Source organism: Pseudomonas sp. R3.Fl (assembly GCF_023516765.1).
Classification (GTDB): domain Bacteria; phylum Pseudomonadota; class Gammaproteobacteria; order Pseudomonadales; family Pseudomonadaceae; genus Pseudomonas; species Pseudomonas citronellolis.
The window spans coordinates 339,590-354,696 of sequence record NZ_JAMGSO010000001.1 but is presented as its reverse complement, the minus strand read 5'-3'; the positions used below and the strand labels follow the sequence as shown (position 1 = coordinate 354,696).

Genomic DNA, 15,107 nt, shown 5'->3' with positions numbered 1-15,107 from the left:
ATGAGCCGCTTGCAGAGCGCATTCGTCACCGGCGCCGGCGGCTTCATCGGCCGTCACCTGGTGCGCCAGTTGCTGGCCGAGCAGGTGGCCGTGGTCGCCCTGATGATGCCCGGCGAAGCCGTGCCGGCGGAGTGGGGCGATAACGTCCGGGTGGTGGTCGGCGACGTGCGCCGGCTGCTCGAACTGCGCGAGCGGATCGGCCCGGTGGACGCCATCTTCCACCTGGCCGCGGTGGTCAGCGACTGGGGCAGCACCCAGTCCCACGTGGAAGTGACCGTCAAGGGCACCGAGCAGGCCATCGAACTGGCCCTGGGCTGGGGCGCGCACTTCGTGGTGACCACCAGCGTCTGCGCCTTCGCCAGCGCCCTGGCCAAGGGCCGGCTGAGCGAGGACAGCCCGGTCGGCGTGCCGTCGTCGGCCTACGAGTTCTGCAAGCAGGAACAGGAGCGCGTCACCCGCGAGGGCGTGGCGCGCGGGCTCAAGGGCACCATCGTGCGGCCGGCCAACGTCTTCGGCGTGGGCAGCATGCCCTGGGTGAACTCGCTGGTGCAGGTGCTGCGCGAAGGCGCGCCCTGCCTGCTGGGTTCCGGCGACTGGGATGCCGGGCTGGTGCACGTGAACAACCTGGTGGCGCTGCTGATCGCCGCCGCGCGCTCGGCGTTCGTGCATGGCGAGGTGTTCATCGCCGCCGACGGCTTCGGCGTGACCTGGAAGACCTACCTGGAGGCCCTGGCCCAGGCCGCGCAGACGCCGCCGCCGAAAAGCCTGCCGAACTGGCTGGCGCGCTTCATGGCCAGCGCCCTGGAGTGGTGGGGGCACCTGCGCAAGCAGACGCAGCGCCCGCACCTGACGCGGCAGACCTTCCGCCTGATGGGCGGGCCCAACGAGTTCGCCATCGACAAGGCCCGGCGCCTGCTCGACTACCGGCCGCCGGTGAGCTTCGAGGCGGCCATGGCGGAGCTGGCCGAGCATTTCCGTACACAACGCCAGGCGTCGGCAGGCGCCGCAAGTGCAACAGCAGGACTGGGGAGCCAGGCATGAGTCAGTGGATCCACGGCGCGCCGCGCGTCGCCTTCATTTCCGGCGCCGGCAGCGGCATCGGCCTGCAGGTCGCCAAGGCCCTGGTGGGCGAGGGCGCCAGCGTGGCGCTGTTCGACCTGCGGGTGGACGAGGGCGTGCTCGCCGAGCTGCGCGCCCTGTGCCGGCAGCCGCAGCAGAAGGTCGAGGCCTTCATCGTCGACATCACCAAGGCCGCCGAGGTGGACGCGGCGGTGGACGCCGCCGCCACCAAAATGGGCGCGCCGGACTTCGCCTTCAATTCCGCCGGCATCCTGCGCACCGCGCTGTTCACCGAGCTGCCGGCGGAAACCTTCGAGCTGGTGGTGCGCATCAACCTGATCGGCAGCCGCAACTTCGCCGCCGGCGCGCTGCGCTACATGCAGCGGGGCAGCCACCTGGTGCTGGTGGCCTCGCTGTCGGGAATCATGGGCGGCTACACCCAGGCCGCCTACTGCGCCTCCAAGTTCGGCGTGGTGGGCCTGGCCGAGGTCCTGCGCCTGGAGCAGAAGCCGCGCGGCATCGACGTCTCCGTGGTGTGCCCCGGCGAGATCGCCACGCCGCTGCTGACCTACGAGCGCCAGCACGGCAGCAAGGTCACCGAGGCGCTCAACGCCACCGCCGGGGTGCTGACGGTGGAGGAAGCCGTGGCCGGCATCCTCGCCGGGCTGCGCAAGCGCGAATTCATGATCACCCCGGGCCTGCGCGCCAGGCTGTTGCGGGGCATGGCGCGCAAGACCAGCTCGCTGCTGCGCTGGCTCACCGACCAGACCCTGGCCAAGGCCCTGCGCCTGGAGCAGCAATGATGCGCAGCGGTACGCAGAAGCGGGCGGGCGCCCCCGCCATGGGGCAGGGTACGCGCACCCTGGGCGCGCTACTGATCGGCACGGCGCTGCTGGCGGCGACGGCGCCGGTCTTCGCCCTGCCCCCGGTGAGCCCGGCCGAGGCACGGGCCATCGCCAGGGAAGCCTATGTCTATGGCTACCCGATTGTCGAAAGCTACCGCATCGAGTACGCCTACTTCGAGCATGCCGGGACGCCGATCTTCCGGGCGCCCTGGAACCGGATCCACAACGAGACCCGCGTCGCCGGGCCGGAGGACAGGACTGTCCAGGCGGCCAACACCGACACGGCCTACTCCGAGCTGGGCCTCGACCTGCGCACCGAGCCGATGGTGCTCAGCGTGCCGCCGGTCGAGGGCAAGCGCTACTTCTCGGTGCAACTGATCGATTCCTACACCTACAACTTCGCCAGCATCGGCAGCCGCACCACCGGCAACGACGGCGGCAGCTTTCTGGTCGCCGGGCCGGACTGGAAAGGCGAGGCGCCCAAGGGCATCACGGGCGTCATCCGCGCCGATACCAGCCTGGTTTCCGTCTACTACCGGACCCAACTGCTCGACGCCGGCGACTGGGACAACGTGAAGAAGGTTCAGGCCGGCTACAAGGTCCAGCCGCTGTCGGCCTTCCTCGGCCAGGCGGCGCCGCCCGCCGCGGCGAAGATCGACTTTCCCGCGCCGCTCAAGCCCGGCAGGGAAAACACCTCGCTGGACTTCTTCAAGCTGCTGAACTTCAAGCTGCAATTCGGCCCCATCCACCCTTCGGAGAAGGCCCTGATGGCCCGCTTCGCCAGGATCGACGTAGGCCCCGGGCTGAACTTCGACACCGAGCGCTTCTCGCCCGAGGCGCGCAAGGCCATCCAGGCCGGCATGAGCGATGCCTGGGCCGCCCACGACGCGCTCAAGCCGCGCATCGATAGCGGCGAGCTGGGCGACGCCGTGTGGTTCGGCACCCGCGAACACCTCGCCGGCAACTACCTCTACCGCATGGCCGGCGCCTACCTGGGCATCTACGGGCTGTCCAAGGAAGAGGCGATGTACCCGAAGTACTTCGTCGACTCCCAGGGCCGTGACTTCGACGGCAGCCACCGCTACAAGCTGCGCTTCGCTCCGGGCCAGTTCCCGCCGGCCAACGCCTTCTGGTCGATCACCCTGTACGACCTGCCGGATCGCCAGCTCTATGCCAACCCGCTCAAGCGTTACGTCATCAACTCGCCGATGCTGCCCAGGCTCAAGCGCGATGCCGACGGCGGGCTGACCCTGTACGTCCAGCACGCCTCGCCGGGCAAGGCGCACGAGGCCAACTGGCTGCCGGCGCCGAAGGGTGCCTTCTTCCTCAACATGCGCATCTACTGGCCCAAGCCTGAAGCGCTGGATGGCCGCTGGAAGCAACCGCCGGTCGAGCGGGTGGACTGAACGGCCCGGCGGCGAACCTCGTCAACCCAGGCCCCGTGGCTGATCCGCGCAGCCACGGCCTGGCACCGAACCCAAGGAGCACCGATGCGATCATTACTCGAACCGGGCCTCAAGCGCCTGGCGCTGCTGGTGCTGGCCGCGTCTCCCTGGCTGGCGCACGCAGCGCTGCCCAGCCCCGTCGAGGCCCGCGCCATCGCCAGGGAAGCGACCGTCTACGGCTTCCCGATGGTGGACAGCTACCGCGTCCAGTACACCTATTTCGTCGACCGGCAGAACCCGGAATACAAGGCGCCCTGGAACACCCTGAAGAACGTCGCGCGGGTATTCACCCCCGAAGACAAGACGATCCAGACGCCCAACTCCGATACGCCGTTTTCCTTCCTCGGCGCCGACCTGCGGGCCGAACCGCTGGTCATCAGCGTGCCCGCGGTGGAAAAGGGCCGCTATTACTCGGCGCAGTTCGTCGACATGTACACCTTCGACTTCGCCTACGTCGGCACTCGCGCGACCGGCAACGGTGCCGGCAACTTCCTGCTGGCCGGCCCGCGCTGGAACGGCCCGGTTCCGCCGGGCATCAAACAGGTCCTGCGCTCGGAGACCGACTTCGCCTTCGTGCAGTTCCGCACCCAGCTCAAGGCCCCCAGTGACCTCGGCAACGTGGAGAAGGTGCAGGCCGGCTACAAGGTCCAGCCGTTGTCGGCATTCCTCGGGCGGACGCCACCGGCGCCTGCGGCCAGGATCGACTTCCCCAGGCCGCTGGGCGCGGGCGAGCGGACCTCGCTGGAATTCTTCAACCTGCTGGGCTTCCTGCTCCACTACGCCCCGGCCCACCCCGCGGAGGCGGGGCTCAGGGCGCGCCTGGCCCGGCTCGGCCTGGAGGCCGAGGGGTTCGACGTCAACCGGCTGCCCGCCGATGTCCGCGACGCGCTGCGCCAGGGCATGGCCGACGCCTGGAGCGACTACGAGACGTTCAAGGCTCGAAAGGTGGATACCGGCATCCTCACCGCCGCCGATGTCTTCGGCACGCGCGAATACCTCGACGGCAACTACATGGGGCGCATGGCGGGGGCGGTGCTCGGCATCTACGGCAACCCGAAGGAAGAAACCCTCTACCGCACCTACTACCTCGATGCCGGCGCCCGCAAGCTCGACGGCGCCAACCGCTACCGGCTGCGTTTCCCGCCGGGCCAGTTGCCCCCGGCGAACGCCTTCTGGTCGGTGACCCTGTACGACATGCCGGCGAACCTGCTCGTCGCCAATCCCATCGACCGCTACCTGATCAACTCGCCGATGCTGCCCGGGCTGCAGCGTGACGCCGATGGCGGGCTGACGCTGTACATCCAGCACGGGTCCCCGGGCAAGGAGCGGGAAGCGAACTGGTTGCCCGCGCCACGCGGCCCCTTCCAGGTCACCCTGCGTATGTACCTGCCCAAGCCGCAAGCACTTGACGGCAGCTGGAAACGACCGCCGCTGCAGAGGATGGACTGAGCGGGAAGGCCCTGCATGAGATTCCCGAAACAAGGGACGGAGACAAACCATGTGCAAACATAAAAAAGCCATTCAAACATTGGGCATCCTCTTGCTGGCCACGCAGTTGCACGGGTATGCCCATGCCCAGCCGATACAGGAGCCATTGAACGGCCAGCCGGAGGCCGGCAGCCGCCCCTCGGTGAGCGACTTCGACTACCAGGTGAAGTACCAGCGCGCCTTCGAGGCGGTGCTCTGGTCGCTGCCCAGGGTGCAGACCCAGGGCGGGCGGGAGGCCACCCTCGGCGGGCTCGGCATCAAGGACAACGACATAGTCGCCATGTCCGGCACGGCCACGCCCAAGTTCGAGACCTGGACCGCCAACAGCTCCACGCCCTACGTCTTCGCCTATTCCGACCTCAAGCGCGAGCCGGTGGTGCTGGAGGTGCCGCCGGCCGGCCCGGACGGCAGCCTCTACGGCCAGGTGGTGGACGCCTGGCAGCGGACCATCGCCGACATCGGCCCCTCCGGCATCGACGCCGGCCGCGGCGACAAGCTGCTGCTCACCGGCCCGGACTTCAAGGGCACGGTGCCGGCCGGCTACCGCCAGGTGGTGTCGCCGACGCGGCGGATCGTCTTCGCCTTCCGCTCGGTGCGCGCGCCGGGCAAGAGCGCGGCGGACGCCTACGCCTATGCCAAGCGCTTGAAGATGTACTACCTGTCGCAGGCGGCCAAGCCGCCGCAGCAGCGTTTCGCCGACCCCGTGAAACAGCGCTATTCGTCCCTGCTGCCGCAGGACGAGCGCTACTTCCAGCTGCTCCACGACACCGTCACCTACGAGCCGGTGCAGCCCGAGGACAAGCACATGCTCGGCCTGCTGGCCTCGCTGGGCATCGAGCAGGGCAAGCCCTACCAGCCGGACGAGAAGACCCGCCGGGCCATGCGCCAGGCCGTGGTGGACGTCTGGTACTACCTGCAGCAGCGCTTCGACCAGCTGCCCCGGGACTATTACTACTGGGCCGACCGCCAGTACGTGCCGCTGCTGCTGCCGGACGCCAACCGCGGCTTCGGCTTCGACTACCCCGGGCGCCTCGACGTGGACGGCCGCGCCTTGGCGTTCTTCTGGTGCACCCTGGTGCCGCGGCAGGTGCCCGAGCGGCCGGCGGCCTACTACCTGATGGCCATGGCCGACAGCCAGGGCCGCCCGCTGGAGGCGGGCGCCAGCTACAGGCTGGTGGTGCCGGCCGACATGCCGGTGAAGCAGTTCTGGTCGCTGACCGTCTACGACCGCGCCACCATGGCCTTCATCTACACCCGGCAGAACCGCACCACGCTGGACTCCTACGGCCTGGACAAGATGAAGAAGAACGCCGACGGCAGCGTCACCCTCTACGTCGGCCCGCAGGCGCCCAAGGGCCTGGAGTCCAACTGGATTCCCACCGGCGGCAAGCGGCCGTTGCCGGCCCTGCGCTTCTACGGCGGCACCGACGCGCTGTTCGACAAGCAGTTCAAGATGCCCGACTTCGAGCGACTCGACGAACCGGCCGCCGCGGCCGCGCCCAGCGCCACGCCCATCGGCCTGGCGATGGGCAGCCACCTGCTGCCATGACGGATGCCTGGCATGCGCTGTAAATCCACCCTGCTGGCCGGCTGCCTGCTGTTCGGCGCCGGCCAGGGCTGGGCGGTGGAGAACGGCGCCGGCTTCTACCTGCTCGGTTCCCGCGGCCCCATGGCCGGGGTGCTGCCGCCGCCGGGGCTGTACCTGCAGAACGACCTCTACCGCTACGACGGCAGCGCCGGGGCGAGCCGGGACTTCCCCCTCAACGGCAAGGTGGTGGCCGGCATCCAGGTCGAAACCTGGCTGGCGATGCCGACGCTGCTCTGGTCCACGCCCGCGCAACTGCTCGGCGGCAACCTGGGGCTGTCCTGGAGCCAGCCCCTGGGCGGGCCCGGCCTCGACGTCGATGCCGAGCTGACCGGGCCCCAGGGCGGGCGCTTCGCCAGCGACGTGCACGCCTCCAACTACACCTACGGCGACCCGGTGCTGGCGGCCTTCCTCGGCTGGCACCGCGGCAACTTCCACTGGCAGGGCGGGCTGGCGCTGAACGTGCCGGCCGGCGACTACGACGACCAGGCCCTGGCCAACATCGCCTTCCACCACTGGGGCGCCGACCCCTTCGCCGCGCTGACCTGGTTCGACCCGGCCATCGGCCTGGACCTGTCCGTCGCCGCCGGCGTCACCATCAACGCCGCCAACCCCGCCACCGACTACCGCAGCGGCAACGAGGCGCACCTGGAGTGGGCCGCCGAGCAGCACTTCGGCCCGCGCTTCTCCGCCGGCCTGGTCGGCTACCACTACCGCCAGCTGACCGGCGACGGCGGCCGCGGCGCCAGCCTCGGGCCCTTCCGGGGGCGCGCCCGGGCCCTGGGCGCGACCCTGGCCTGGAACTTCCCCGGCGCGCGGCCCTGGTCGCTGCGCCTGAAGGCCTACAAGGAGCAGGGCGCCTACAACCGCCTGAAGGGCCACGCGGCCTACCTGACGCTTTCCGTGCCCCTGTCTTCGTTCTGACGCGCAGACGGGGGCCGCACCAGTTCCAACCCAGAGCAAGGAGTTCATGATGAAAGCCACACGCACGATGCTGTCCGCGCTGAGCGTGGCCGTCGCCCTGGCCGCCGGCCACTGCCTGGCCGCGCCGAGCTATGCCGATCCGCAGGTCAGCCTGGTGATGACGCCGCAGAAGGTCGCCCAGGCCCAGGAGATCGACGCCTACAACCTGGGAGTGATGGCCTACACCTGGGGCTACCCGCTGGTGCGCCTGGAGCGGATCCTGCGCGAGTACATCGACGTGCCGGCGAACAAGCCGCCGACCAGCTACCGCGGGCCGCTGAACCAGATCGGCTGGGCCACGGCGCTGTCCACCCCGGCGGACAAGGACATGCCCACCGCCAACAACGACACCCTGTACATGAGCGCGGTGGTCAAGCTGGACGAGCCCTACGTGCTGAGCGTGCCGGACACCGCCGACCGCTACTACGTGATCAACGTCTTCGACATGTACCACGACCTGGAGCACTACATCGGCCGTCGCGCCACCGGCACCCAGGCCGGGCGCTTCGCCCTGGTGCCGCCGGGCTGGGAGGGCAGCCTGCCGGCAGGCGTCAAGGCACTGCCGGTGAGCACCGACAAGGTCTGGCTGTGGGGCCGCGTGCACATCCGCCAGGGCGAGGACCTGGCGCCGGTGCTGGCGCTGCAGAAGCAGTTCGACCTGCGCCCGCTGAGCCAGCTGGGCAAGGCCGGCTACGTGCCGGCGAAGCAAAGCCTGCCGGCGCTGCCGTCGATCGATGGCGACGAACTGGGCTTCTTCACCCACCTGGGCTACGCCATGCAGCACAACCGCATGAAGACCGTGGACCAGGCGCTGGTGGGGCAACTGGCGCGCATCGGCCTCACCCCCGAGCACGGCTTCGACCGCAGCAAGCTGACCGCCGAGCAACTGCGCGGGCTCAAGCGCGCCCTGGCCGACGGCCCGCTGGTGGCCGGCAAGGCCACCATGACCTCCACCGTGCTGCGCAATGGCTGGAACGTGGCCCTGGTCAAGGAGTTCGGCTACGACTACCCGGGCCGCTCGGTCATGGCCGGCGCCTACCTGGGCGGCAACCTGGCGGAGGAGGCGGTCTACCCGATCCGCTTCACCGACGAGCAGGGCAAGCCGCTCAACGGCGAGAACCCGTACCGCCTGACCTTCGCCAAGGCGCCGCCGGTGGGGGCGTTCTGGTCGCTGACGATCTACAACGCCGGCGACAAGATGCTGGTGGACAACCCCATCGGCCGCTACAAGGTCGGCTCGGACACCCCGGGCCTGCAGGTCGCCGCGGACGGCTCGATCAGCATTCCAATCCAGCACGCCCAGCCGGCCGGCGCAGGCAAGGCCAACTGGCTGCCGGCGCCCAAGGGCGACTTCTACCTGCTGCTGCGCCTGTACCAGCCGGACGCCAGCATCCTCGATGGCAGCTACGCGCTGCCGCAGGTGACCCGCGCCCGCTAGCGGCGCGGCGGATCGCGGACGGAGTCCGCTCCTACAGAGAGGAATACCGGGCTTCACGGCGACCTGTAGGCGCGGGCCCTGCCCGCGATTTCGCGCGCAGGGCGCGCTCCTACATGGGAATGGCGTGGGTGGGGCGGCGTAGGTGCGACTGTCCTGCACCCCGCGCCGAGATGCGGCGGATAACCGCGAGCGGTTATGCGCCCTACGAACTCGCCGGCTGACGCTGAACCACCTGACCGCTCCGAACGACCCCCTCTCCCGCTTGCGGGAGAGGGCTGGGGAGAGGGCGCTCCTCCGCGAGTCTTTTCGTAGGAGCGAGCTTGCTCGCGAACAAACTCCGCTGCGGGGCTCGTTCGCGAGCAAGCTCGCTCCTACAGGGAGGAATGCCGGGCTTCACGGCGACCTGTGTAGGAGTGGGCCCTGCCCGCGATTTCGCGCGCAGGGCGCGCTCCTACATGGGAATGGCGCGGGTGGGGCGGCGTAGGCGCAACTGTTCTGCACCCCGCGCCGAGATGCGGCGTATAACCGCGAACGGTTATGCGCCCTACGAACTCGGCGGTTGACGCTGAACTATCCGACCACTCCGAACGGCCCCTCTCCCGCTTGCGGGAGAGGGCTGGGGAGAGGGTGCTCCTCCGCGAGTCTTTTCGTAGGAGCGAGCTTGCTCGCGAACGAACTCCGCTGCGGGGCTCGTTCGCGAGCAAGCTCGCTCCTACAGAGAGGAATACCGGGCTTCACGGCGACCTGTAGGAGCGGGCCCTGCCCGCGATTTCGCGCGCAGGGCGCGCTCCTACATGGGAACGGCGCGGGTGGGGCGGCGTAGGTGCGACTGTCCTGCACCCCGCGCCGAGATGCGGCGTATAACCGCGAACGGTTATACGCCCTACGAACTCGCCGGCTGACGCTGAACCACCCGACCGCTCCGAACGGCCCCCTCTCCCGCTTGCGGGAGAGGGCTGGGGAGAGGGCGCTCTTCCGCGAGTCTTTTCGTAGGAGCGAGCTTGCTCGCGAACAAACTCCGCTGCGGGGCTCGTTCGCGAGCAAGCTCGCTCCTACAGGGGAGTAGAGTGGGTGGGGTTGCGCAGGAGCGGATCTCATCCGCGAACCTCGCCGGTGGTTCCGGCTATCGCGGACAAGGTCCGCTCCTACGAAGAGCACTGGAGGCGCCATGGTTCGGGTGGCCCGGACCGCAAAAAAAATGGCGACCCGAAGGTCGCCCAAAACCACAGGTGCTGCTGCTCAGCGAACCCCGTCGCTGCGCAGGGCAGCCGGGGTGAATTTGGCGGCGGAGGAGGGTTCGCCGAAGCGGATCCAGCTCTTCTCCTGGTTCATCATGCCGCTGACCGCGTAACGGCCGGAGATCAGGTCATACAGGGACTCCAGGGCGTACCAGGGCACCTGCTGCTTGTAGTCCTGGGTCAGCATGGCCTCGCCCACGCGCCACAGTTGGCCGCGGCCGTCGTACTGGTCGGACAGGGCGATGCTCCAGGAGTCCTCGTCGACGTAGAAGCGGCGCTTGGCGTAGATGTGCCGCTCGCCCTGCTTCAGGTTGGCTTCCACCACCCAGACGCGGTGCAGCTCGTAGCGCGCCAGGTCCTGGTTGATGTGGCCGGCCTTGAGGATCTCGTCGTACTTGTGCTTCGGCGAGGCCAGTTCGTAGTTGTTGTAGGGGATGTAGATTTCCTTCTTGCCCACCAGCTTCCAGTCGTAGCGGTTGGGCGCGCCGTTGTACATGTCCAGGCCGTCTGAGGTGCGCAGGCCGTCCACTTCGGTGGTCGGGCTGTCGTAGGCCACCTGCGGGGCGCGGCGCACGCGGCGCTGGCCGGCGTTGTACTGCCAGGCCATGCGCGGTTCCTTCACCTGGTCCAGGGAGTCGTGCACCAGCAGCACGTTGCCGGCCAGGCGTGCCGGCTCGGTGACCCGCGACTTGTAGTAGTACAGGAGGTTTTCCGCGTCCTTGGCGTCCAGGTCGGCCATGCCCTTGGGCACCGCCAGGTCTTCCTCGTAGCGGATGGCGGTGAAGCTGCCGCTGGTCTGCGGCGCGGCGGTGACCGAGGCGCGCAGGATGTTCACGCCACGGAAGCGGGTGATGTGGTTCCACACCACTTCCAGGCCGTCCTTGGGAATCGGGAAGGCCACCCAGCGGCTGTCGGCGAAGCCCTGCAGGCCGTTGCCGCCTTCCACCAGGCTGGTCTTCAGCGCGCTGGTCTTGGCTGCCTGGTAGATGAAGTCCGGGACCACGGTGCTGCGGTGGCTCGGGTAGACGTTCATCTTGTAGTCGGGGTAGCGCTTGAACATCGCCAGCTGGCCTTCGGACAGCTTGGCCTTGTACTGCTCGACGTTCTGCGCGGTGATGGTGAACAGCGGCTTCTCGCTGGCGAAGGGGTTGCCGGGGAAGCCCTTGGCGTCCACCGCGGCGGCGTTCTGCGCCAGGCCACCGGTCCAGGCCGGGATGCTGCCGTCGGCGTTGCCGGCCTTTTCCGCGCCCAGCGGGGTGAGGCTGGTGCCCAGCTTGGCGGCTTCTTCCGGCGACACCGCGGCCAGCACGCTGCCGGCCAGCAGGGACAGGGTGAATGCGCCGATCACTCGTAGTGCTTTGTTCATCGTTGAGTCCTCGCGGATCAGAAGTTCACGCCGACACTGAACGCGAGGAAATCGCGGTCGATCAGGGTGTTGTAGTCGCCGCCGAAGAAGTTGGTGTACGACAGGCTGGCGGTGTAGGTGTTGCGGTAGTCGGCATCCAGGCCGAGGCTGATGGCCTTGGCGCCTTCGTTGAAGGTCGGGCCGTAGCCTTCCACGTCGTGGGACCAGGCGATGTTCGGCTTCAGGTTGATGCCGGCGATGGCGTTGCCGTACTCGAGGATGCCGCGGGCACGGTAGCCCCAGGAGGTGTTGGTGTAGAAGCCATGGCTGTTGTTCGGCGCCCACTGGCCGAACAGGGACGAGCGGCCGTAACGCATGGAGCTGGTGGGTTCCAGGTCGCTCAGGTGGGTCAGGCCCAGTTCGCCCACCACGGTCAGACGGTCGGCTCCCATCACCTGCTCGAAGAAGTGGGTGACGGTGGTCTGCGCCTGGGTCATCGGCTTGCGTTCGTAGCCGTGGTTGTCGGCGCCGGGAGCGCTCTGAATCGCCGAGCTGCCCGGTGCTATGGGGTTGAGCACGGCCAGGCTGACGTCCGAGGTGTTGATCTGCAGCGGCATGTTCGGCCGGTAGCTGAGCTCGCCGCTCCAGGCGGTACCGCTGGGCAGGGTGGTGGCGAAGCTCAGGCCGTAGAGGCGGATGTCCTCGGGGTATTCGACGAAATAGTTGCTGTTGCCCAGCACCGTGCTCAGGCCCATGCCCTGGACTACCGAGGAGCAACCCGGGCGGCCGCCGCAGGCGGCGCCCACGGCCGGCAGGATCTGCGCCAGCGAGGCCAGGGTGGCGGCATTGGCCGTCTGCGAGCTGTAGTAGAGGTTGCGGCTATGGTAGTTCATGGCGTAGGCGCCATACTCCACGTCGTCGGTCATCCAGCGCAGGGCCAGGCCCCACTGGCCGCTGTCGCGCGGGTCGCGATCACCGCTACGCGGCATGATCACCCCTTCGTCGTTGGCGAGGAAGCCCTGGCCGTTGGCCGCGGCGATGGGCTCGAACTGCGCCATCAGCGAGCCGAAGCCGGGCGCGGCGTTGTTGGCGTTGTTCAGGTTGCAGCCATGGGGAACCACGTCGTTGCCGAAGTAGGTGCCGCAGTTGTCCAGTACCGTCTTGTCCCAGCCGAGCTGGTAGAAACCCTCTACGGACAGGCTGTCGGTCACGCTCTGCGACAGGTAGAACATGTTCACCGGCAGCAGCGCTTCCTTGATCTCGGCGCCGGGGCGGCGTAGGGCGGAAACGTCGACGGGGTTGATGCTGTTGATGCTGTTGGGGATGAAGGTGCTCTCGCCCCAGCTCACCACCTGCTTGCCCAGGCGCACGCTGCCCGGCAGGTTCTTGATGTCGTAGTTGTGGTAGGCGAAGGCATCGAGCAACTGCACGCCGGAAGAGCGGGCGCCCTTGTCGCGGCCTTCGTCGCTGATGTCCTTGAACGGCCGGCTTTCATCCTTGAGTTCGAAGTCGTACCAGTACTTGCCGCGCAGGAACACGCCGGTATTGCCGTACTTCAGCTCCAGGTCGTGGATGCCCTTGAACAGTTTGCTGAAGGTCTCGCCCTTCTTGAAGTTCAGGCGACCGTCATCTTCGTTGTGGCCGACGATGTTGCCGCCGTTGTTGTAGCCGATGAAGTCCTTGTCCGGATCGCTCATGCCCCAACTGGCACCGATGGACAGGGAGGAGTCGAACTGCCCTTCGATCTCGCCGATGTTGAAGTTGACCGCTTTGGCAGGGGCGGCCACGCCCAGGGCGACGGCCAGCGCGAGCAGCTGCGGTTGGAAGAATCCAGGTCTTGTTATTGTTCTCATGAAACGCTCCAGTGCAGGGGGTGGAAGACTGCAGGCACAAGCTATGTGGAGCGCCGGGGGCGGATAAGCGCGCGAAAGTACGAGTGGCGTGTCGGAAGAAGGTATGAGTCGTGCTGTGGCGCGGGTTTCAGCGGGGTTCAGCAATGCGATGAATGGTCCTTCATTCACTGGTTCGGTGGGGCGTGGGAATCGTCTGAAGGAATTCCCCGTGGCAACGCGCGCACCGGGCCAGGGCCCGGTGCGTCAGGAGGTCAGAAGGGCGCCCGCGGGCGCGCGGATCAGATGAGGTAGCCGCCGTCCACCGCCAGGCTGATGCCGGTGGTGTAGCTGGAGGCGTCGCTGGCCAGGTAGAGCACGGCGCCGGCCATTTCCTCGGGGTTGGCCACGCGCTTGAGCGGCACCCGCTGCAGGATGCCGTCGAGCACCGCCTGGTTCTGCACCAGGGCGGCGGCGAACTTGGTGTCGGTGGGCCCCGGCAGCAGCGCGTTGCAGCGGATGCCGAAGGGCGCGCATTCCTTGGCGAAGACCTTGGTCATGCTGATCACCGCGGCCTTGGTCACCGAGTAGATGCCCTGCAGCTCGCCGGGGCTGATGCCGTTCACCGAGGCGACGTTGATGATGCTGCCGCCGCCTTGCGCCTGCATCAGCTTGCCGGCTTCCACCGACATGTAGAAGTAGCCGCGGATGTTGACGTCCACGGTCTTCTGGAAGGCGGCGACGTCGGTGTCCAGCACGTTGCCGTACTGCGGGTTGGTGGCGGCGTTGTTGACCAGGATGTCGAGGCGCCCGAAGCGTTCGCGGATCCAGGCGAAGGTGGCCTGGATCTGCTCCGGCTCGCCGATGTGGCAGGCCACGGCGCTGGCCTTGCCGCCGGCGGCCTGGATGGCTTCGGCCACCGCCTGGCAGCCCTCCAGCCGGCGGCTGGATACGATGACCTGGGCGCCCTGGCGGGCCAGCAGGTGGGCGATGGCTTCGCCGATGCCGCGGCTGGCGCCGGAAACGAAGGCGACCTTGCCGCTGAGGTCGAAGGGGGCGGGTGTGGACATGGGCTGCTCCGGGAACGGTTGCGAAAGGGGCCGGCCACCGCCCCCGGTCGGATCAGGAGGCGCGTCTAAGGGCGGGGCCGGCCAGGCGAGGATAGGCAGCGGGGCGGTGGGGCGATATCGCTCGGAAGTGCGATCAGGATGATGAATGGGGATGATGGGGCCGGCATGTGGCGTGCCGGCCCCGGCTGGCGCCTCAGACCTGCTCGCGGGCCGGCAGCATGGCGCGCAGCACGCCGTCGCGGCGCACGTGGTGGTGCCAGATGGCCGCGGCGGCGTGGCCGAGGATGAGGGCGAAGAGCAGGTACTGGGCAGTGACGTGGAAGGCCTTGGCCGCCTCGCGGGCGGCATCGGACAGCGGCAGCGGCGGGATTTCCACGAGCCAGAACAGGTTCACCGGGCGCTTGCCGAACAGCAGGCCGGTGAGCGGCATGAGGATCAGCAGCGCATAGAGCAGGGCATGGCCGGCCTTGGCGGCCAGCAGCGTGAGGCGCTCGTCGGCCGGCAGCAGCTGCGGTGCGCCATGGCGGGCGCGGACCAGCAGGCGAGTGACGGTCAGCGCCAGGACCGTGAGGCCCAGGGATTTGTGCAGGGTGAACACCCCGCCGACGCCGCCGAGCAGGCCGGCGAACAGGTCTTTGCCGTAGGGCAGGGCGATGATGGTCAGCACCAGGAGGGCGCTGAGCCAGTGGAGGGTGATCTGGGTGGGGGTGTAGCGGGCTTGGGTCACGGGGGTTCCTCTTTGCGGACGCTGGCCCGGCCTCGGGTGGGCGGGGCGTTTTTCTAGCGGGAGCGCAGGAGGGTA

At 68.4% G+C, this 15,107-nt stretch carries 11 protein-coding genes; 7 read left to right on the top strand and 4 right to left on the bottom strand.

All coding sequences use genetic code 11. From position 1 onward, the window contains the following. The 7 genes from M8R19_RS01270 (at nucleotide 1) to M8R19_RS01240 (ending at nucleotide 8,823) form a co-directional block, all read left to right on the top strand. Nucleotides 1-1,041 carry an NAD-dependent epimerase/dehydratase family protein gene (locus M8R19_RS01270; RefSeq protein WP_051879013.1) on the top strand — a complete coding sequence of 347 codons (1,041 nt, stop codon included), beginning with the start codon at nucleotides 1-3 and terminating at the stop codon, nucleotides 1,039-1,041. Then, nucleotides 1,038-1,862 carry an SDR family NAD(P)-dependent oxidoreductase gene (locus M8R19_RS01265; protein ID WP_249916782.1) on the top strand — a complete coding sequence of 275 codons (825 nt, stop codon included), beginning with the start codon at nucleotides 1,038-1,040 and terminating at the stop codon, nucleotides 1,860-1,862. Before M8R19_RS01270 ends, M8R19_RS01265 begins: the two co-directional genes overlap by 4 nt. Further along, on the top strand, nucleotides 1,859-3,310 hold the full coding sequence (locus M8R19_RS01260) for a DUF1254 domain-containing protein (RefSeq protein WP_249916781.1): 1,452 nt from the start codon (nucleotides 1,859-1,861) through the stop codon (nucleotides 3,308-3,310). The genes M8R19_RS01265 and M8R19_RS01260 overlap by 4 nt, the downstream gene beginning before the upstream one ends. A gap of 84 nt (nucleotides 3,311-3,394) precedes the next feature. Then, nucleotides 3,395-4,798 carry a DUF1254 domain-containing protein gene (locus M8R19_RS01255; RefSeq protein WP_249916780.1) on the top strand — a complete coding sequence of 468 codons (1,404 nt, stop codon included), beginning with the start codon at nucleotides 3,395-3,397 and terminating at the stop codon, nucleotides 4,796-4,798. 49 nt (nucleotides 4,799-4,847) lie between these two features. After that, nucleotides 4,848-6,386 (top strand): DUF1254 domain-containing protein, encoded by a 1,539-nt coding sequence (locus tag M8R19_RS01250; protein WP_249916779.1) that lies wholly within the window; start codon nucleotides 4,848-4,850, stop codon nucleotides 6,384-6,386. Between the two features lie 12 nt (nucleotides 6,387-6,398). Next, entirely contained in the window at nucleotides 6,399-7,346 is a 948-nt protein-coding gene (locus tag M8R19_RS01245) for a SphA family protein (protein WP_249916778.1), read from the top strand. A 49-nt stretch (nucleotides 7,347-7,395) separates the two neighbouring features. Further along, nucleotides 7,396-8,823 carry a DUF1254 domain-containing protein gene (locus tag M8R19_RS01240; protein WP_249916777.1) on the top strand — a complete coding sequence of 476 codons (1,428 nt, stop codon included), beginning with the start codon at nucleotides 7,396-7,398 and terminating at the stop codon, nucleotides 8,821-8,823. Between the two features lie 1,239 nt (nucleotides 8,824-10,062). Here the strand turns inward: M8R19_RS01240 and M8R19_RS01235 are convergent. From M8R19_RS01235 to M8R19_RS01220, 4 genes are all read right to left on the bottom strand, one after another. Beyond that, nucleotides 10,063-11,427, bottom strand: a complete 1,365-nt coding sequence (locus M8R19_RS01235) for a DUF1329 domain-containing protein (protein WP_249916776.1) — start codon at nucleotides 11,425-11,427, stop codon at nucleotides 10,063-10,065. A 17-nt stretch (nucleotides 11,428-11,444) separates the two neighbouring features. Continuing rightward, nucleotides 11,445-13,259, bottom strand: coding sequence for a DUF1302 domain-containing protein (locus M8R19_RS01230; RefSeq protein ID WP_249916775.1), 1,815 nt, complete (start codon nucleotides 13,257-13,259; stop codon nucleotides 11,445-11,447). A gap of 278 nt (nucleotides 13,260-13,537) precedes the next feature. After that, complete coding sequence (locus tag M8R19_RS01225; protein ID WP_043271625.1) at nucleotides 13,538-14,305, bottom strand: SDR family oxidoreductase; 768 nt, start codon at nucleotides 14,303-14,305, stop codon at nucleotides 13,538-13,540. A 193-nt stretch (nucleotides 14,306-14,498) separates the two neighbouring features. Beyond that, on the bottom strand, nucleotides 14,499-15,032 hold the full coding sequence (locus tag M8R19_RS01220) for a cytochrome b (protein ID WP_249916774.1): 534 nt from the start codon (nucleotides 15,030-15,032) through the stop codon (nucleotides 14,499-14,501). Nucleotides 15,033-15,107 lie beyond the last annotated feature (75 nt).